This window comes from Streptacidiphilus sp. MAP12-33 (genome assembly GCF_041261265.1).
In the GTDB taxonomy this organism is placed as follows: Bacteria; Actinomycetota; Actinomycetes; order Streptomycetales; family Streptomycetaceae; genus Streptacidiphilus.
Genome location: NZ_JBGCCA010000020.1, coordinates 71,621 through 88,773 on the forward strand (window position 1 = coordinate 71,621; position 17,153 = coordinate 88,773).

At 72.4% G+C, this 17,153-nt stretch carries 18 protein-coding genes; 10 read left to right on the top strand and 8 right to left on the bottom strand.

Features of this window, described 5'->3' with window-relative positions:
* Positions 1–85 precede the first annotated feature (85 nt).
* From ABH931_RS20650 to ABH931_RS20680, 7 genes are all read left to right on the top strand, one after another.
* A complete protein-coding gene (locus ABH931_RS20650; RefSeq protein WP_370115314.1) occupies positions 86–559 on the top strand; it encodes a MarR family winged helix-turn-helix transcriptional regulator in 474 nt (157 codons plus the stop codon).
* Positions 556–1,413: an ABC transporter ATP-binding protein gene (locus ABH931_RS20655; protein ID WP_370115316.1), complete on the top strand. Its 858-nt coding sequence runs from the start codon at positions 556–558 to the stop codon at positions 1,411–1,413. Before ABH931_RS20650 ends, ABH931_RS20655 begins: the two co-directional genes overlap by 4 nt.
* Positions 1,379–2,317 (top strand): ABC transporter permease, encoded by a 939-nt coding sequence (locus ABH931_RS20660; RefSeq protein WP_370115318.1) that lies wholly within the window; start codon positions 1,379–1,381, stop codon positions 2,315–2,317. Before ABH931_RS20655 ends, ABH931_RS20660 begins: the two co-directional genes overlap by 35 nt.
* Positions 2,318–2,402: 85 nt before the next feature.
* Positions 2,403–2,672, top strand: coding sequence for a hypothetical protein (locus ABH931_RS20665; RefSeq protein WP_370115320.1), 270 nt, complete (start codon positions 2,403–2,405; stop codon positions 2,670–2,672).
* Positions 2,673–2,674: 2 nt separating this feature from the next.
* A complete protein-coding gene (locus ABH931_RS20670; RefSeq protein WP_370115321.1) occupies positions 2,675–3,220 on the top strand; it encodes a Clp protease N-terminal domain-containing protein in 546 nt (181 codons plus the stop codon).
* A 107-nt stretch (positions 3,221–3,327) separates the two neighbouring features.
* Entirely contained in the window at positions 3,328–4,044 is a 717-nt protein-coding gene (locus ABH931_RS20675) for an alpha/beta hydrolase (protein ID WP_370115323.1), read from the top strand.
* A gap of 15 nt (positions 4,045–4,059) precedes the next feature.
* Positions 4,060–4,518, top strand: coding sequence for a DUF5990 family protein (locus tag ABH931_RS20680; RefSeq protein ID WP_370115324.1), 459 nt, complete (start codon positions 4,060–4,062; stop codon positions 4,516–4,518).
* Between the two features lie 4 nt (positions 4,519–4,522).
* On the opposite strand, the gene ABH931_RS20685 is transcribed toward ABH931_RS20680, so the two are convergent.
* The 4 genes from ABH931_RS20685 to ABH931_RS20700 form a co-directional block, all read right to left on the bottom strand.
* Positions 4,523–6,055 carry a UDP-N-acetylglucosamine 1-carboxyvinyltransferase gene (locus ABH931_RS20685; protein WP_370115326.1) on the bottom strand — a complete coding sequence of 511 codons (1,533 nt, stop codon included), beginning with the start codon at positions 6,053–6,055 and terminating at the stop codon, positions 4,523–4,525.
* A 75-nt stretch (positions 6,056–6,130) separates the two neighbouring features.
* Positions 6,131–6,607, bottom strand: a complete 477-nt coding sequence (locus ABH931_RS20690) for an N-acetyltransferase family protein (protein ID WP_370115328.1) — start codon at positions 6,605–6,607, stop codon at positions 6,131–6,133.
* Positions 6,608–6,694: 87 nt separating this feature from the next.
* Positions 6,695–7,999 (bottom strand): hypothetical protein, encoded by a 1,305-nt coding sequence (locus ABH931_RS20695; protein ID WP_370115330.1) that lies wholly within the window; start codon positions 7,997–7,999, stop codon positions 6,695–6,697.
* Between the two features lie 205 nt (positions 8,000–8,204).
* Entirely contained in the window at positions 8,205–10,658 is a 2,454-nt protein-coding gene (locus ABH931_RS20700; protein ID WP_370115332.1) for an alkaline phosphatase family protein, read from the bottom strand.
* A gap of 191 nt (positions 10,659–10,849) precedes the next feature.
* Here ABH931_RS20700 and ABH931_RS20705 point away from each other — a divergent pair, with 191 nt between their 5' ends.
* Together ABH931_RS20705 and ABH931_RS20710 are read left to right on the top strand one after the other, a co-directional pair.
* Positions 10,850–11,623: a dienelactone hydrolase family protein gene (locus ABH931_RS20705; protein ID WP_370115334.1), complete on the top strand. Its 774-nt coding sequence runs from the start codon at positions 10,850–10,852 to the stop codon at positions 11,621–11,623.
* A gap of 58 nt (positions 11,624–11,681) precedes the next feature.
* Positions 11,682–12,725: an HD domain-containing protein gene (locus tag ABH931_RS20710; RefSeq protein ID WP_370115336.1), complete on the top strand. Its 1,044-nt coding sequence runs from the start codon at positions 11,682–11,684 to the stop codon at positions 12,723–12,725.
* A 13-nt stretch (positions 12,726–12,738) separates the two neighbouring features.
* Here the strand turns inward: ABH931_RS20710 and ABH931_RS20715 are convergent, their stop codons facing one another.
* Together ABH931_RS20715 and ABH931_RS20720 are read right to left on the bottom strand one after the other, a co-directional pair.
* Positions 12,739–13,647 (bottom strand): DUF4436 family protein, encoded by a 909-nt coding sequence (locus ABH931_RS20715; protein ID WP_370115338.1) that lies wholly within the window; start codon positions 13,645–13,647, stop codon positions 12,739–12,741.
* Entirely contained in the window at positions 13,644–14,825 is a 1,182-nt protein-coding gene (locus ABH931_RS20720; protein ID WP_370115340.1) for an agmatine deiminase family protein, read from the bottom strand. Before ABH931_RS20720 ends, ABH931_RS20715 begins: the two co-directional genes overlap by 4 nt.
* A 134-nt stretch (positions 14,826–14,959) precedes the next feature.
* Here ABH931_RS20720 and ABH931_RS20725 point away from each other — a divergent pair, with 134 nt between their 5' ends.
* Positions 14,960–16,039: an agmatine/peptidylarginine deiminase gene (locus ABH931_RS20725; protein ID WP_370115342.1), complete on the top strand. Its 1,080-nt coding sequence runs from the start codon at positions 14,960–14,962 to the stop codon at positions 16,037–16,039.
* A 46-nt stretch (positions 16,040–16,085) separates the two neighbouring features.
* Here the strand turns inward: ABH931_RS20725 and ABH931_RS20730 are convergent, their stop codons facing one another.
* Together ABH931_RS20730 and ABH931_RS20735 are read right to left on the bottom strand one after the other, a co-directional pair.
* Entirely contained in the window at positions 16,086–16,673 is a 588-nt protein-coding gene (locus tag ABH931_RS20730; RefSeq protein WP_370115344.1) for a TetR/AcrR family transcriptional regulator, read from the bottom strand.
* A 78-nt stretch (positions 16,674–16,751) separates the two neighbouring features.
* A complete protein-coding gene (locus ABH931_RS20735) occupies positions 16,752–17,033 on the bottom strand; it encodes a hypothetical protein (RefSeq protein WP_370115346.1) in 282 nt (93 codons plus the stop codon).
* Between the last annotated feature and the right edge of the window lie 120 nt (positions 17,034–17,153).

Genomic DNA, 17,153 nt, shown 5'->3' on the forward strand with positions numbered 1-17,153 from the left:
GCCGGGATGGAACGGTCCCAGGGTCCCAGGAACCTCTCAGCCGGGACCCATGGACTATTACCTCTTATTGAGAGGTAATAGTGGGGTGAGCACGACGACACCCGATCCCTCCGCCGAGCTCGCGGAGCTGCTGCCCGCGATCCAGCGGCTGGTACGACGACGACTGCGCAGCGGCCTGGCCCTGCCACGGCTGCGCGGTGCGCAGATCGAGCTGCTGCGGCTGGTAGCGACCCGGCCCGGCCTGCGGGTCTCCGAGGCGGCGCAGGAGCTGTTCCTGGCCGACAACTCGGTGTCCACACTGGTCAACCAGCTGACCAAGGCCGGCCTGCTGCGCCGCGAATCCGACCCCAAGGACGGGCGCGCCGCCCGTCTGCACGCCGAGCCGGAGGCGGTCGCCCGCCTGGCCGCCTGGGACGCGCGCCGCAGCGCGCTCTTCGCGGACCAGCTCGGACGCCTGGACGAGGCCGACCACCTCGCCCTCGCGGCCGCGCTCCCGGCGCTGCGCCGCCTGGCCGAGGGACTGCGCACCGAAGGACCGGACCAGGAGGCCACCCCATGACCACCAGCCCATCCCCCGACGCGGCCGCCCCCGCAGTGCAGTGCAGCGGCCTGACCTACTCCTTCGGCGCCACCCGCGCCGTGGACGGACTGGACCTGACGGTCGCGCAGGGCGAGGTCTTCGGCCTGCTCGGGCCCAACGGCGCGGGCAAGACCACGGCGATCCGGGCGATCACCACGCTGCTGCCGGTCCCGGCGGGCATGGTCACCGTCTTCGGCCTGGACTGCGCGCGCAAGCGCATGCAGGTCCGCAGGCTGCTCGGCTACGTCCCCCAGCAGTTGTCCGCCGACAGCGGGCTGACGGGACGGGAGAACGTCGAGCTCTTCGCCCGCGTCTTCGACGTGCCGCGATCGGAGCGCCGCGAGCGGGTGGACGAGGCGCTGGCCGCCGTCGACCTGACGGAGGCGGCCGGTCGGCTGGCCGGGACCTACTCGGGCGGCATGGTCCGCCGCCTGGAGCTGGCGCAGGCGCTGGTCAGCGCCCCGCGCCTGCTGATCCTCGACGAGCCGACGATCGGCCTGGACCCGCTGGCCCGCGCCGGCGTCTGGGACTGCATCGCCCAGGTGCGCGCCGCCACCGGCATGTCCGTGCTGGTGACCACGCACTACATGGACGAGGCCGACGAGCACTGCGGCCGCGTCGCCCTGATGCACCGCGGCCGGATCCGCGCCATGGGCCCGCCCGCCGATCTGCGCGCCGAGCTGGCCGCGCAGCTGGGAGCCGACCCGGACCGGGTCAGCCTCGAGGACGTCTTCCGCCACCACGCCGGCGCCGGACTGACCGGTGCCGACCGACCCGACGAAGGAGGGGACTTCCGCGATGTCCGCCGCTCCCGCGCCGCAGCCCGCCGCTGATCCCGCGCTCTCGGCCGAGCCCGCAGCCTCCGCCGCGACCGCGACCACGACGGCCACCGCCACCGCCACCGCCACGCTGCTCGCCGGCCCGCGGCCGGTCGAGCTGCGCCTGCTGCTCACCCCGCCGCCCCCGCGCCGGGCCTGGCGCCTGGTGCTGGCCCGGATGGGCGCGATGTGCGCGGTGGAACTGCAGAAGCTGCGCCACGACCGCACCGAGCTCTACACCCGTGCCGTGCAGCCCGCCCTGTGGCTGCTGATCTTCGGCGAGACCTTCACCCGTATCCGCGCGATACCCACCGGTGGCATCCCCTACCTGGACTACCTCGCGCCGGGGATCATCGCCCAGTCCGCGATGTTCATCGCCATCTTCTACGGCATCATGATCATCTGGGAGCGGGACTCCGGGGTGCTGACCAAACTGCTGGTCACACCGACCCCCCGGGCCGCGCTGGTGACCGGCAAGGCCTTCGCCGCCGGCGTGAAGTCGGTGATCCAGGCGCTGGTCGTGGTCGTCATCGCGGCACTGCTCGGCGTCGCCCTCACCTGGAACCCGCTGCGGTTGCTCGGGGTCGCGGTGGTCGTGGTGCTCGGGTCGGCGTTCTTCTCCTGCCTGTCGATGTCGATCGCCGGGATCGTGCTGACCCGCGACCGGCTCATGGGCATCGGCCAGGCCATCACCATGCCGCTCTTCTTCGGCTCCAACGCGCTCTACCCGGTCTCGGTGATGCCGGGCTGGCTCCAGGCGGTCAGCAAGGCCAACCCGCTCAGCTACGAGGTCGACGCGCTGCGCGGCCTGCTCCTCGGCATCCCCTCCCACCTGGGCGCGGACTTCGCCGTCCTCACCGTGGCCGCGGCGCTCGGCGTCACCGCCGCCTCACTGCTGCTGGGCCGCCTGGCCAAGTAGGCCCCTCCCCCGTCCGGGCCGACAGGAGGTGCGCGTGTCAGGAATCCTTGACACACGCACCGCCTGTCAGGCTACCCTGACACGCATGGGAGTTCCTGAGGAGTCCGCCGACAGGGCGGACGGGGGCGCGGCCGCCGACCTGCTCGGGCAGGTCACGGCCAGGGATCCGGCCGTCGGGCTCAGCGCCGTCGTCGCGCTGCGCCGGCTGCTGGAGGAGCTGGAGCGTCTCCACGTCGACAACGCGCGGGACCAGGGCTGGACCTGGCAGAGCATCGCCACGGCGCTGAACGTCAGCCGCCAGTCGGTCCACGAGAAGCATGCGAGCAGGCGCAAGGCCACGGGCAAGGAGAGCTGAGGATGTTCGACCTTTTCACCGACCGCGCCAAGCGGTCCATCGTCGCGGGCCAGGACGAGGCGATCGCCCTCGGCCACGACTTCATGGGGACCGAGCACCTGCTGCTCGGCCTCGCCGCCGACCCCGAGAGCACGGCGGGCGCGGTTCTCGCCGCCCACGGCGTCGACCTCGACCGCACCCGCGAGGTGACGGTCCGCCTGCTCACGGACGCGGGCGTCCCGGCGACGGGCGGACAGCCCGCCCGCGACGCGCTCGCGGCGCTCGGCATCGACGTCGCCGAGGTCCAGCGCCGCGCGGACGACAACTTCGGCGCGGGCGCCTTCCAGTTCCCGCGCCCGGCGTACACCCCGCACGCCAAGGCCGCGCTGGAGCAGACGCTGCGGGAGGCGAAGGCGCTGGGCGACGAGCGGTTCGGCACCGAGCACATGCTGCTGGGGCTCCTGGCCGTGGGCGGAAACGACTCCGAGCCCGCCACGGCGGTCGCGGTCCTCACCGCGCTCGACGTGGACCTCGCGGCGCTGCGGCCGGCACTGCTGGCAGAGAGGTAGCTGCACCATCTCAGGGGCGGATGGTGCAACGTCCGGGGTGAACCGTAGGCTCGGGCCGACAGGCGGTCCGTCGGCCGCCGGACCTTCGAACCGAGGGAGCCGCGACCGTGTCGCTCCTCTGGCGTCACCGCCCCGCGCCGCCGCCCGCAGGCGTCGTGCTCGTGCTGCACGGCGGGGAGGAGCACGGCGTCGAGCCACCGTCGCGGCTGAACCCGCCGCTGCTGCGGATGCGGCCGTTCGAACGGGCGCTGCGGCGCTCGCCGCTGGGCGAGACACTCGGGGTGGCCGAGGTCGGGTACCGGTGCCGGGGGTGGAACGGGGAGCGCGCGGACGCGGCCGTCGACGCCGAGGAGGCGCTCGCCGAACTGGTACGGGAGGTTGGCCCCGGGATGCCGGTCGTCCTGCTGGGCCACTCCATGGGCGGCCGTGCCGCACTGCGGGTCGGCGGCCACGCCTCCGTCGCCGGGGTCGTCGCGCTGGCGCCCTGGTGCCCCAACAACGAGCCGGTCACCCAGCTCGCCGACCATCGGGTGCTGATCGTCCACTCGGACCACGACAAGGTGACCCCGCCCCGGGAGTCTCTCGACTTCGCCGCGCGCGCCCGCGCCGTCGGCGCGCAGGCGGCGCGGTGCGTGATCCCGGGCAGCGACCACGCGATGCTCCGCCGCGCAACGACCTGGCACCGTCTCACCGCGCTGCTGACCGGCGCCCTCCTCGGCGCCTGGCCCTTCCCCGAGCCGGTCGCCAAGGCCCTGGCCCGGACGGACCGGGACGCCGACGGCCTGGATCTGCGGCTCCCCCTGTGGGACGCTGCGGGCCGCTGACGCCACACTGGCACCATGCAGCTGCGTATCGAAGCCCACACCCTGCCCGGCCGCACGTGCGGCCCCGGGCCGGACTTCCCCGGGGTCGACGCGATCGAGGTCGCGGTCCAGCGCAAGGACCGGCCCGCCGAGCTGCTCGATCCGCAGCCCGGCGACGCGGCGGGCGCCGCGTGGACGCTGCCCTGCTCGTTCACCCCCGAGGGAGAGCTGCGCGGCCCGTACGTCCAGAACCGCCTGGGCGGCCGGTTCGTCTACCTCTCCTGGACGGGCGTCCAGCCGCACCAGCAGGACGCGCGGATGTTCCGCCGGGCCAAGCTCATGCTCGCCGACGTCCCACCCGCCGTCCTCGCCGAGGCGCGCCAACGCGGCGCCCTGGTGGGCGTGCTGGGCCTGACCGACGCCAAGGGCCACCCCCGCTGCGGACGCGTCGTCCCCCCGACGATCGAGTGGACGGCGGCAGACCCCACGCAGTGACCGCTCAGATGTCGCGGAAGGTCTCGATCCGCGCGCCGATCGAGTTGAGGCGCTCGGCGAGGTCCTCGTAGCCGCGGTTGATCACGTAGACGTTGCGCAGCACCGAGGTGCCCTCGGCGGCCAGCATCGCCAGCAGCACGACCACGGCCGGACGCAGCGCGGGCGGGCACATCATCTCCGCCGCGCGCCAGCGCGTCGTCGGGCCCTGGACCAGGACGCGGTGCGGGTCGAGGAGCTTGATGTTGGCGCCGAGGCGGTTGAGCTCGGTGAGGTAGATCGCGCGGTTGTCGTAGACCCAGTCGTGGATCAGGGTGTCGCCGTGTGCGGCGGCCGCGATCACGGCGAAGAACGGCACGTTGTCGATGTTGATGCCGGGGAACGGCATCGGGTGGATCTTGTCGGCGGGCGCGGTCAGCTTGGACGGGCGCACCGTCAGGTCCGTCAGGCGGGTGCGGCCGTTGCGGGCCAGGTACTCCTCGCTGCGGTCGTGGTCGAGGCCCATCTCCTCCAGGACCGACAGCTCGATCTCCAGGAACTCGATCGGCACCCGGCGGATGGTCAGCTCGGAGGAGGTGACCACGGCGGCGGCCAGCAGGCTCATCGCCTCGACCGGGTCCTCGGCGGGCGCGTAGTCGACGTCGCAGTCGATGGTGGCGCGGCCGTGGACGGTCAGCGTGGTGGTGCCGATGCCCTCGACCTTGACGCCGAGGCGCTCCAGGTAGAAGCAGACGTCCTGGACCATGTAGTTCGGGCTGGCGTTGCGGATCACCGTGACGCCGGGGTGCCGCGCGGCGGCGAGCAGCACGTTCTCGGTGACGGTGTCCCCGCGCTCGGTCAGCACGATCGCGCGGGTGGGCGAGACGCCGGGCTCGACGTCGGCGTGGTACTGGCCGTCGGTGGCGTTGACGCGCAGTCCGAACTGCCGAAGCGCCGCCAGGTGCGGGCCGACGGTGCGGGTGCCGAGGTCGCAGCCGCCCGCGTAGGGGAGCTTGAAGTGCGGCTCCAGGTGCATCAGCGGACCGAGCAGCATCAGCGCGCTGCGGGTGCGGCGGGCGGCGTCGGCGTCCATGGCGTCGAGGTCGAGCCGCGCGGGCGGGGTGAGCTCCAGGTCGCTGCCGTTGTTGATCCAGCGGGCCTTGACACCGATGCTGGTCAGCACCTCGAGGATGCGGTAGATCTCCTCGATCCGGGCCACCTGCCGCAGCGTGGTCTTACCGGTGGTGAGCAGGGACGCGCAGAGCAGGGCGACGCCGGCGTTCTTGCTGGTGCGGACGTCGATCGCCCCGGTCAGGCGGCGACCGCCGGTGACCCTCAGATGCATCGGACCGGCGTAGCCGAGGGAGACGATCTCGCTGTCGAGGGCCTCGCCGATACGCGCGATCATCTCAAGGCTGAGATTCTGCTGGCCGCGCTCCATCCGGTTGACCGCGCTCTGACTCGTGGTCAGGGCTTCGGCCAACTCGGCCTGAGTGAGGCCCTTGTGCTGCCGGGCGGTGCGGATGAGCTTGCCGATGCGCACGAGGTAGTCTTCAGTCACGCGCGTCACACTATCTCAGATCTGAGATGACACTCGCGGCGGGTTGCTCCGTCAGAACGACACGGGGCTGCGCGGTCACAGCTCCTGGTCGAGTGCGCTGGTCATCGGCCGTAGCCCGGACTTCCGGTAGAAGGCGTGGGCGTCCTCGTTGAAGTCCCACACCTGGGTCACCAGCCGTCGGCAGCCCGCGGCCCGGCCGAGGGCTCGCACCTCCTCCAGCAGCGCCGAGCCCACGCCACCGCCGCCGGCGTTCGGGTCCACGGCGATCTGGCGCAGCGAGACCACCGTGTCGGCGAGGATGAGCGCACTGCCGGAACGCTCGGCGATCTCCGCCAAGGCGTAGCCGAGGGGCCGCCCGGCGGCGTCCTGCGCGAGCAGGAAGGTCAGCTCAGGCATCGCCAACTGGCTCAGCAGCAGCGCCTCGAGGCCGACGGCTGACGGCGCGGCGACGAAGAGATCGGGCCGGTGCGGGGTGTGCACCGCGTGGACGACGAGAGTGAGTGCCGCAAGCTCGGCGACATCGTCGACGGTGGCGACGCGAATGGTGATCACCCCGCCATTCTGGGCCCGTGCCCGCTCGCCGGCCACGGAATTGTCGTCCGCTTCCCAGTCACAGGCCGCGTATTGGGCACACCCGGGTCAACCGGCCAGCCGCCCGATGAGTCGTTCCATGGCGGAGACGATGGCGTCGGCCTGCGCGGCCGGGTGCGCGGTGGTCAGTTCGACGCTGAGGCGTCCCTTGCAGGTCGTGACGATGTAGGTGGAGGTCGGCGCGGGCGGCTCGTCCGAATCCGTCGCGCCCGCCGGACGGAGCGGTTGCTGGAGGATGGCGCCGCGGAAGTCCTCGACGGTGAGGTCCGACGGCGTGCGCAGCTCCGGGATCCTGCCCCAGTTCGTCAGCAGGACGGTGTCGGGCGACAGCACCATCGCAGGACCGTCCGCTGCTTCGCCGTCCCGGCCGGTCAGATGGAGCTGCGCCTGCTGCACGACACCCTCCCGGATGCTCTCGTGGAGTTCGCCGAGCAGGTCCCTGGCCAGTTGCAGCGGGTCGGTGTCGATGCCGACGGATCGTTTGAAGCCGACCGTTCCGAAGATGTTCGTCCCGTCCAACGGGTCCACCGGCGGGCTGATCCGGCTGCGCACGTCGACCGGATACATCAGGGGAACGGACATCTCCTCCACGCCGTCGGCGCCCGCCTCCGCGTGGGCGATCATGACGACCGCCGAGATCAGACCGTGGATCGAGACCCCGCCCGCGCGCCCGAGCCGGGCGAGCGCCGAGGTCGTCCCGGCCGTGAGGCGAATCCGTCGACCGGTGTGGCCCCCCGACCCGGCACCGCGCGCTTCCGCGGTCGATGGCGCCGGCTCCGGTCGGTTCGAGGGCTGTGCCGGTTCGAACAGCGCCTCCATGCCGTGGCGTTCACGTCTGGGCACACCACGGTGCGCCAGGAGCGACTCCAGCGAGCGCGGCACCGGGGACACCGGCAGCAGTGTGGGCTGCCCGGTGGCGAGGATGTCGGTGTAGTGACCCCAGAGCTCGGCCAGCAGCGCGACCGACGCGGCGGCGTCCGCGACGCAGTGATCCGTCAGCAGGGTGACCGCCGCACGGTCACCGGCGTGGGACACCTCCAGGCCGACGAGATCGGAGTCGTGGTTCAGCCTGCGGGTCGCCGGGACCGGCTCCCCGCTTGCCGCACGGACGCGGACCGCCGGGACGGAATGGTCGGCGACGACGATCTCGTTCCCGGCTGCCCCGGACCGAAGGCGCGCGGTGAAGACCGGATGCGCCCGGCATGACGCCTCGAACGCCCGGGACAGCGCGAGCACCTGCAACGGGCCCTGAACGACGACGGTGTACGCCACGGTCTCGGCGGGCTCCGCATGCAAGGCCTCGGACGGTGCCAGCATCCGACCGGACACGACCGGCGAGGTCTCCTGTGCCATCGGCAACCATCGCTTCCTCACACAAAGGCGAACCCGGGCAAGATCAGCCTAAAGCGGGTGGTGAGAGGCTGCGAGGCGGATCGGACCGGCCGGGGCGGGTCGTTGTCGGCGTCCTCACGGCTGACGTCCGACGGCCCCCACCCCCATGGCAGGGGGTGAGGGCCGGGCGCTGTGACAGGCAGGGAGCCTCAGCTGCCGAACATGCTCAGCTGCCGAACGTCATGCCCAGGTCGTCGCAGTACCCGTCGTCGTCCGTCCCGGCCTTGCGCTGGAAGTTGACGGTGAACTGAACCGAGACGGTGCCGGCCGGCACCGTGCCGGTGGCCTGCTCCTGGAGCAGCTCCGTCTGGTTGCCGCGCTGGGCCGGGGTGACCGGGGCCAGCGTGGCGGTGCCGAGGGAGGCACCGTTCGCGTCGAGGAAGGTGGCGACGACGCCGGCGTTGTCACCCTGGGAGCTGTAGCCGCCGATCCAGCCGGAGAGGTCGTAGGGCAGGGTGCCGGAGGCGATCTGCGCCGACTCGCTCGACACGTCGACCTTCTGCGTCATCTGCGAGGAGGCGTAGGGGCCGCCGTCGAAGAAGGCGTTGCCGGGCGTGGCGGGAGCCTTGGGGCCCTGCGCCGTGGTCGGGTAGCTGGGCGCGCCGTAGCAGACCTGCTGCGGGATGTTGGAGGTGGCAGTCCAGCCCTGCGCCGGGTACCCGCCGGTGCCCTGGCCACACGAGCCGGTCTCCGCACCGGGGTTGGCGAGCGGCACCTGGTAGGTGGTGACGGAGCCGGCGACGGTCCAGGTGAAGCCGGCGGAGCCGGTCGCGCCGGTGCCGTCGGTGGCGGTCGCGGTCACGTTGTACGTGCCGGCGGTCGTCGGCGTGCCGGAGACCAGGCCGGAGGTGCTGATGCTCAGCCCGGCCGGCAGGCCGCTCGCCGACCAGGTGAGGGTCTGGCCGGAGGCGGAGTCGCTGCCCGCCAGCTGAAGGTTGGAGACGGCCGTGCCCGCGGTCCCGCTCTGGCTGCCGGGGTTGGTGACCGTCACGGTGTTGCCGGTGGACTGGCTGCCGGTGAAGACCTCGTTGTACGGCGTGGCCCACTTGTCGTTGTTGGTCATGGCGGGCAGGCCGAGGGCGCTGTCGATGACGCGGGCGGTGCTGTAGTGGTCGTACCGGTTGGCGTCCTGGTAGCCGGCCTTCACCGTGCCCTGGGAGCCGACCACGATGGTCGCGACCTGGTTGGTCTGGCCGGGGCCGAAGCCGCCGGGCGAGTTGGCGCCGTCCTCGTCCCAGGTGACGATCAGCAGCGACTTCTGCTGGGTCCAGGCCGGGGAGCTGAAGAGGGTGGGGAGGGTCTGCGAGAGCCAGGTGTCACCGGCGGCGATGCCGCAGTCCTCCATGTCGTCGCAGGAGTCGGCGTCGGCCCAGACGAACGCGGGGGTGGTGGCGGTGGAGGCCAGGTCGGTGTTGAGCAGCTGCGGCAGCGGCTGCCAGTGGGCCTGGCAGTAGGCGTTGTCGTTCTTCATCTTCGCGGCGTAGTAGAACGGCGCGTCGTCGTTCTCGTACTCGCCACTGGTGGTGGTCTGGCAGTTGCTGGTCTGCGACTGGATGTACTCCTTCCAGCTCTTCCCGGCGGCGTCCAGGTTGTCGCCCAGGCCGTTGTTGGTGGCCGTGCAGGAGGTGCTGGTGATGCAGTTGGAGTTGTTGCCGCCGACCGCGTTCGCGCTGCGGCCGTAGGAGTTGCCGAACGCGACGGCCTCGTAGTTCGGGTCCGAGTTGTGGGTGTTGGCGTGGTAGTTGGTCAGCAGCGAGCCCATCGGGACCAGGGTGTTGTTGATGTAGGGCGCGCTGGAGTTGCCGATGACGCCGGCGCCGCCGTCCTTGGTGTTGGACGTGGCGGAGTAGTTGTTGTTCTCCATCATCACGAAGAACACGTGGTCGTAGCCGGGGACGCCGGAGGCCGGGACGGTGAGGGTCGGGGCCGTGATCGGGGTGTCCAGGGTCAGCGACAGGTCGTCGGCCATGCCGTCGTTCTGGGTGCCGGTCATGGTGAAGTCGACGGTGGTGAGGATCGAGCGGGTGCCCGTCGGGATCGTCGCGGTGGTGCTGCGCTGCACGAACTCGGTGGTGTTGGAGCGGTCGGTGGCCAGCGCGGGGCCGATGGTCGAGGTGCCCAGGGAGGCACCGGAGGCGCTGCGGTAGGTGACGGTCACCTGGGCCGCGTCGTTGTAGGAGCCGACGCCGCCGAGCCAGCCGGAGACGGTCGCGTGCACGCCGCCCGCGTCGATCGCGGTGGAGGCCGAGGAGACGTCGGTGACCTGGGTCATCTCGGAGGAGCCGCGGCTGCCGCCCTGGAAGTAGGCGGTGCCCTTGGTGGGCGAGCCGGGCGTGGTGGTGGCGGCGCCGGTCGGCACGCCATAGCAGTTGATCACCGGGTCGCCGGAGGTGATCTGCCAGCCGGGAACGGTGGTCTCCTCCCATCCGCCGGGGCTGCACTGCGAGGTCTCGGCGTTGCCGTTGAGCAGCAGGTTCGCGCTCTGGGTGGCGGCCTGGGCGCTCTGTGCGGAGCCGATGGCGACGGGCGCGACGGCCGCGACGAGCGCGGTCAGCGTTGCCGCGGCGGCGAGCGTCGGACGGGGGCGGGCGGTGCGCGGCGGGAGAGCGGATCGTCTCATCGCGGGCGTCCTTCTGAGGGAGGGGAGCGACGACAGGGGCTGTCGCCATTGGGCTAGCCCAATGGCCACGACGCACGATTGTCGTGGCCCTGATGGGACTCCACCAGTCCGCTGGTTGCACAAACGGCATCGAGAAGACGAACGCCACACTCCGCTCCCGCGGGCCCGGGCCCGTCTGCTTCGCTGGTCCCATGAGCCCGCGCCCTCCCCTCCCCCGGGACCACGACGGCCCGTCCGGCGTCCGCCAACGCCCGTTCCTCGTCGACCGTCCCGGCGCGCCCGTCCCCGCCACGGTCTGGACCCCGGCCGAACCGGAACGCCCGCTCCCGCTGGTCCTGCTGGGACACGGCGGCAGCGGCGACCGGCACAGCACCCGGATCGTGGCGAGGGCCGAGCAGCTCGCACACTCCGGCTACGCGGCCGTCGCGATCGACGGCCCGTACCACGGCGAGCGGGTGCCGCAGCCGCTCACCGCAGCCCAGTACCAGGCCCTGATCGCCGGCGAAGGCGTCGAGCGGGTCCTGGACCGGATGGCGGCCGACTGGCTCGCCACCCGCGACGCGCTGGTGCGGACGGGCCTCGCCGACCCGGACCGTCAGGCCTATGTCGGGCTCTCCATGGGCACCCGTTTCGGCCTGGCCACGGCGGTGGCGCTCGGCCCGTCGCTGCGCTGCGCCGTCTTCGGCAAGTTCGGCACCCGGGCGTCCACCGCCCTGCACCCGGGCCTGGCGGCCCCGCGTCGTGCGCTGGACGACGCGGCGAGGATCACCGCACCGGTCCTGTTCCACCTGAACCGGGACGACGAGCTCTTCCCGCGCGAGGGCCAGCTCGAACTATTCGCCGCCTTCCCGAACGCCGCCAAGGAACTCCACAGCCACCCGGGCGGGCATTCCCACCCACCCGACGACGCGTCAGACCTGTGGCAGCGCTTCCTCACCCGCCACCTCGCCGGGAGCCTGCGCTAGGTTCGAGAGCAGCGACCAGCGCGGGGGCCGGACCTGCGCCGTGCCCTCAGGAGGCCCTGTGACCCACCGGAGTGCGACCTCGGTGACGCGGCCCGTACCGAACAGCGTCGGGGGACGGGAGAGGTGGTTCACCGACCCCCTGTGGGGCGTCACCGTGAGCCTCAGCGAGCTGGAGCTCGCGCTGCTGCGCAGCGCGCCGGTGAGGAGACTGCACGGGGTCGCGCACGCCGGTGCCACCTCGATCACGACGCTGCAGACCTACTCGCGGCTCGAACACTCCCTCGGGGTCCTCGCGCTCGTCGCGCACCTCCGGCCGGAGGACGGACTCCTGCGTGCCGCGGCCCTGCTGCACGACGTCGGGCACCTTCCGTTCAGCCACACGCTGGAGGGCCTGGCCGGGCTCGACCACCACGAGCTGACCGCCGAGCTGATCGGGGACGCCGCGCTGGTGGACCTGCTCAAGTCCCACGGCGTGGACCCGTCAGAGGTCCTCACCCTGCTCTCGGGAACGGGATCCGGATCCGGGGGCTGGGAGCCCCCGCGCGGCCTGCTCGGTATCGACCACCTCGACTCCCTGGTGCGCAGCGCCAGAGCCGGGGCGCGGCTGCACGCCGATCCCGCGAGCCTGCTCGCCCGGGTGCGGCTGCTCGACGGCGCCGTCGACACCGACCGCGGGACGGCGGACACCCTCACCCGGCTGATCTCCGGCGAGGTGGGGCTGCACACCTCGTGGGAGAGCGTCGCGCCCGCAGCCGTCCTCCGGGAACTCGTCCGTGACCTGCTCGCACGGGACCGCCTCACTCCCGCCCGGTTGGCCCGTCTGACGGACGCCCAGCTGTGGGCCGTCCTCGAGGCCGACCCCGGCACCCGCGAGGGCGCCACCGCCCTGCGCCTCGCCCCGCACCTGCTGCGCACGGCGGTGGCCGAAGCTGTACCGCCGACCGCCCCGACATTGGAGTTCTCGCTGCGCAAGATCTACGTGTCCGCTCCGCTGGTCAACGGCAACCGTCTGGAGATGACGGCCCCGGACCTCGCCCGCCGGCTGGCCGAACTCCGGGCGCTGCCGACCCACTTCCACGTCTGGCGCGACGAGCACGCGTAGGGCGCGCGCCGCCCTACGGCGCCGCGTCGGAGCCGGTCGCGGCGAGGTCGCGGCGTTCGTTGCGGATCGCAAGCGCCACCGTGACCGCGAGGCTCGCAGCGATGATGCCCTCCGCCCAGAAGAAGGCGACGTAGTCCATCAGGGAGCCGATGGGCGGGCTTCCCGGAGCCGCGTTGCGCAGCCCGACGAGAGCGAACAGGGTGGCCGCCATCCAGCCGAGGGCCGGCCAGACCAGGCCCGAGCGGCGGCGGGCGAGGACCTCCGCGCCGCCGAGGACGGCGAGGGCCAGGGCCCACATCGCGGCGATCATGAACCAGGCCAGGATGAACGTCGCCCGGGTGCGGCCGGCCCTGGCCTCCAGGCGGGCGAAGGACCCGCCGCTCGCCTGCTTGGTCGGCCGGACCAGGAAGAACGGGTCGGAGTCGGTGTAGGTGAGGGAGAGCGGGACGGTCTTTCCGTGGTCGGTGGCGATCCAGCCGACAGAGATGTCGTAGTGGTCGAACGGGTAGTCCGTCGGCGTGCCGTTGTAGAGGCCCGCCGTGACCACCTGGAGCGGGGCGACGTCGCCGGCCGTGGTGTGGAAGGTCGAGGTGGTGAGCGAGCCGGCCGTGATCTCCACCTCGCGGGTGAAGACCAGCGAGTCCGGCGACTCGGCCAGGCTGCCGTGCGGGATCGCCAGGACGGAGAACGAGACCTCCAGCGCGGAGGTGTCCACGCCCTGCGCCGTGACATCGAGCTCGATCCAGTCCTCCGCCTGCGGATTGCCCACGACGCTGACCTGCTGACGGCTGTTCCGCTCGTTGAGGTAGAGCCCGATACCCGCACCGCACAGCGCGAGCACCAGCACCACGACGAGCAGCCATCGCGGCAGGCGGCGGGAACGCTGCGTGGCCGCCCGGGTCACCCGGCGCAGTGGGCTCACGAGGCCGCCGCCGAGGGCGAGCCCGCGCCGGCCTTGGGCTGCTGCTGGGTTGAGCAGTGGATGCCGCCGCCCCCGGAGGCGATCGCGTTGATGGACACCTGCACCACGTCCCGTCCGGGGTGCAGGTCCCGCAGCGTCGACGCGGCCTTGTCGTCGGCCTGCTGGTCGCCGAACTTCGGCACGATCACGGCGCCGTTGCAGACGTAGAAGTTGAGGTAGGTGGCGAGGAAGTCCTTGCCGGTGCCCTGGATCAGGTCGAGGTTCGGGTCGGTGATCTCGACGACGCGAATGCTGCGGCCGTTCGCGTCGGTGGCCCCGTCCAGCACGGTGAGCGCCTGGTCGGAGGCGGTGGACCAGATGTCCGGCGGGGTGTTGGAGGCGGGACGCTGGAGGGCGACGACGCCGGGCCCGACGAAGCGCGCCAGCGCGTCGACGTGGCAGTCGGTGATGTCCTGCCCGGCGACGCCCTTGAACCAGATGACCTTGCGGACGCCGAACAGCGCCTTCAGGTCGGCCTCGATCTCGTCGCGGCTCCTGCCGGGGTTGCGGTTGTTGTTGACCAGGCTGCTCTCCGTGGCCATCAGCGTGCCGTCACCGTCGGTCTCGACGGCGCCGCCCTCGCCGGTGATCGGTGCCTGGATCCGGGTGATGCCGTACCTGGCCAGCAGGTTGGCCGCGACATGACTGTCGTTGGCGTGGGTCTGCTTGTTGCCCCACCCGTTGAAGTTCAGGTCGACGCCCGCGATGCCCCCGTCCGGGCCGGTGACGAAGGTCGGCCCGGTGTCGCGCGCCCACAGGTCGTCGACCTGGAGCGCGATGACCTCCACGTCGTTGCCGGCCTGCTGCTGCGCGTCGTCGGCCTGGTCGGGTCGGGCCATCAGCACGACGGGCTCGTACCGGGCGATGGCCTTGGCGAGGCCCGCGATGTCGGCGCGGACGGCGCCGAGCTGGTCGCCCCAGACCTCGGTGAGCGCGGGCCAGGCCATGAAGGTGCGCTCGTGCTCCAGCCACTCGGCGGGCATCGCGTAGCCGGCGGGCTCACCGGAGGGGGTGCTTCCCCTGTCGGAGAGGCTCGCGTCGGAGCCGGCACCGGAACTGCACGCGGCCAGGGCGGCCCCGGCGGCCAGCCCGAAGCCTGCCTGGAGCAGCGTGCGGCGTGACAGCCCGGGCTGGTGCATGGCGGCCCCGTTCCTTGGGTCCTAGATGCCGTTTCGCTAAGTATGTCCAGACAGGCCAAGCCCGCCGCCCACCTTGCGCCGGACGGACGACGTCCCTTCTTGACTGAATTTTCAGTCGATGCCACTGTGGAGGCATGAACGAACCGCAGTCTCTGTTCGGACGCCTCTTCGGCAGGCCGCAGCAGTCCGGGGAACCCGCACCGGCGCGGCACCGGGGGCGCGTGGAGGCCGACGACGTGCCGCACGCCCGCACGTGGATGTCCTGGCCGGCCTCGCACTCGATCTGGGGGCGACAGCTGGACGGCGTCCAGCGGGACATCGCGCTGATCGCCCGCACCGTCGCCCGCTTCGAGCCGGTGACCCTGTGCGCGGCCGACGAGTACGCCGCCGCCGAGGCCCGCGCGCTGTGCGGCGCCGCCGTCGAGGTCACCGCCTCGATCCCCACCGACGACCTGTGGATGCGCGACAGCTGCGCCGTCTTCCGCCGCACCCCGCAGGGCGGCCTCGACGCGGTCGGGCTGAACTTCAACGGCTGGGGCCGCAAGCAGGCCCACTCCCGCGACGCGGCCGTGGCCCGCGGCGTCGCCACCCGCGTCGGCCTGCCCTTCGAGGCGGCCGCGTTCGTCGGCGAGGCCGGGGCGATCGAGACCGACGGCGACGGCACCGTGATGGCCACCGAGAGCAGCCTGGTCAACCGGAACCGCAACCGGGGCATGAGCCGCGACGAGGTCGAGCGCGCGGTGCTGGACGCCTACGGCGCCGAACGGATGATCTGGGTGCCCGGCATCAAGGGCCGTGACATCACCGACGACCACATCGACGTCACCTCCCGCTTCGTCCGCCCGGGTGTGGTCATGGTCCAGATGCCGCCCACCCGCCGCTCCGACGTGTGGGCGCGGGACGCCCGCGAGCAGCTCGCCGTCCTGGAGAGCTCGGTCGACGCCCGGGGGCGCCGGCTCCGGGTGATCCGGGTCGAGGGTCCGGAGCGGGTGCGCTCGCGCAAGGCCGACTTCGTCGACTCCTACCTGAACTTCCACCTTGTCAACGGCGCGGTCATCACCGCCCAGTTCGGTGACGTGGTCAAGGACGAGGAGGCCCGGCGCACCCTCGCCGCCGCCTTCCCCGGCCGCGAGGTCGTGCAGCTGGACGTCGACCGGCTGATGGCCGGCGGGGGCGGCATCCACTGCTCGACCATGCAGCAGCCGCTCCCGTGACCACGCTGGCGGTGGCCGCCTGCCCCCCGCCCGGTCGGGACGGGGCTCAGAACGCCGCTCGGCCCAGCCGGTCCAGCTCGACGTCGATGGCCTCCGCCATCAGGGTCCGCGCGTGGGCCAGTGGCAGGCTGCCGCTCAGCCAGCGGACGCTCAGGCCCTCCAGCAGCGCCGTCAGCCGCTCCGCGGCCTGAGCGAGAGCCCCGGCGCCGGCCATCGGGTGCACCTTGCCGAGCAGTTCGGCGACGTCCTGCACCCACACCAGCGTCGCGCGGGCCAGGTCCTCGCGCAGGTCCGGGTCGAAGACCGCGCTCGCGCGCAGCTCCCCCCAGGCGGTGCTGTTCTCGCGCACCTCGGGGGCGTCCTGGAGTTCGAGCAGCAGCGTCTGCTCCAGCTCGCCGCGCGCGTCCAGCGGCGGGGCGTCAGGGTCGCGGTCGGTGGTGTAGTTCTCGGCGCGGTCGTTGATGAAGTCCAGGGTGGCGCGGAGGATGCCCTGACGGTTCTTGAAGTGGTAGTAGATCAGCGCGGTGGAGACACCGGCCTCCGCCGCCAGTTCCTCCACCCTGAGCCCGCGGACCCCCCGCCGGGCGATGACCCTGGCGGCCGCTTCCAGCATCGTCGTTCTACGGTCGGCCATAACCCGGCACCTTACACGTGTGACCGGTCGCAGACGAAGATCCTGACCGAAAATCCAGTCTGCGGGACCCTCCGGGAGTCACGCCCCGCTCAGGGCGGCCTCGCAGTCCAGGCAGCGGCGGGTCCGGTACTCGGGCGGGTACCACGGGGCACCGGGCCCGACAGGAGTGTAGGGCTCGGGCTCCAGCTCGTCCGTGCTCATCCCGCACCGGGCGCGCGCGGACGGCTTGCCCGGCACGTCCGGGTCGGCGTCGGCCGCGTGGACGGCGCGGACCCGGGCGCCGATGTCGGTCTCACCGACCTCGGCGTCCACGACTTCGGTCGCGGGCTCCAGTTCCAGCACGACGAGGATCGCGGTCACGGTTCGATCCTCCGCCCGACCCCCGGCCCGCGCATCCGCACGGCCTCACCCCACGTGACGGCGACGGCTCCCGCCGGCGAGGACCGGACGGGATTCGGACGCCCCGGAAAGCCGTGCAGG

Excerpts from the sequence above, each read along its gene's own strand:
- ABH931_RS20655 (WP_370115316.1), top strand. The coding sequence starts at position 556 with ATGACCACCAGCCCATCCCCCGACGCGGCCGCCCCCGCAGTGCAGTGC.
- ABH931_RS20660 (WP_370115318.1), top strand. The coding sequence starts at position 1,379 with ATGTCCGCCGCTCCCGCGCCGCAGCCCGCCGCTGATCCCGCGCTCTCG.
- ABH931_RS20665 (WP_370115320.1), top strand. The coding sequence starts at position 2,403 with ATGGGAGTTCCTGAGGAGTCCGCCGACAGGGCGGACGGGGGCGCGGCC.
- ABH931_RS20670 (WP_370115321.1), top strand. The coding sequence starts at position 2,675 with ATGTTCGACCTTTTCACCGACCGCGCCAAGCGGTCCATCGTCGCGGGC.
- ABH931_RS20680 (WP_370115324.1), top strand. The coding sequence starts at position 4,060 with ATGCAGCTGCGTATCGAAGCCCACACCCTGCCCGGCCGCACGTGCGGC.
- ABH931_RS20695 (WP_370115330.1), bottom strand. The coding sequence starts at position 7,999 with ATGGCACAGGAGACCTCGCCGGTCGTGTCCGGTCGGATGCTGGCACCG.
- ABH931_RS20700 (WP_370115332.1), bottom strand. The coding sequence starts at position 10,658 with ATGAGACGATCCGCTCTCCCGCCGCGCACCGCCCGCCCCCGTCCGACG.
- ABH931_RS20705 (WP_370115334.1), top strand. The coding sequence starts at position 10,850 with ATGAGCCCGCGCCCTCCCCTCCCCCGGGACCACGACGGCCCGTCCGGC.
- ABH931_RS20720 (WP_370115340.1), bottom strand. The coding sequence starts at position 14,825 with ATGCACCAGCCCGGGCTGTCACGCCGCACGCTGCTCCAGGCAGGCTTC.
- ABH931_RS20725 (WP_370115342.1), top strand. The coding sequence starts at position 14,960 with ATGAACGAACCGCAGTCTCTGTTCGGACGCCTCTTCGGCAGGCCGCAG.
- ABH931_RS20730 (WP_370115344.1), bottom strand. The coding sequence starts at position 16,673 with ATGGCCGACCGTAGAACGACGATGCTGGAAGCGGCCGCCAGGGTCATC.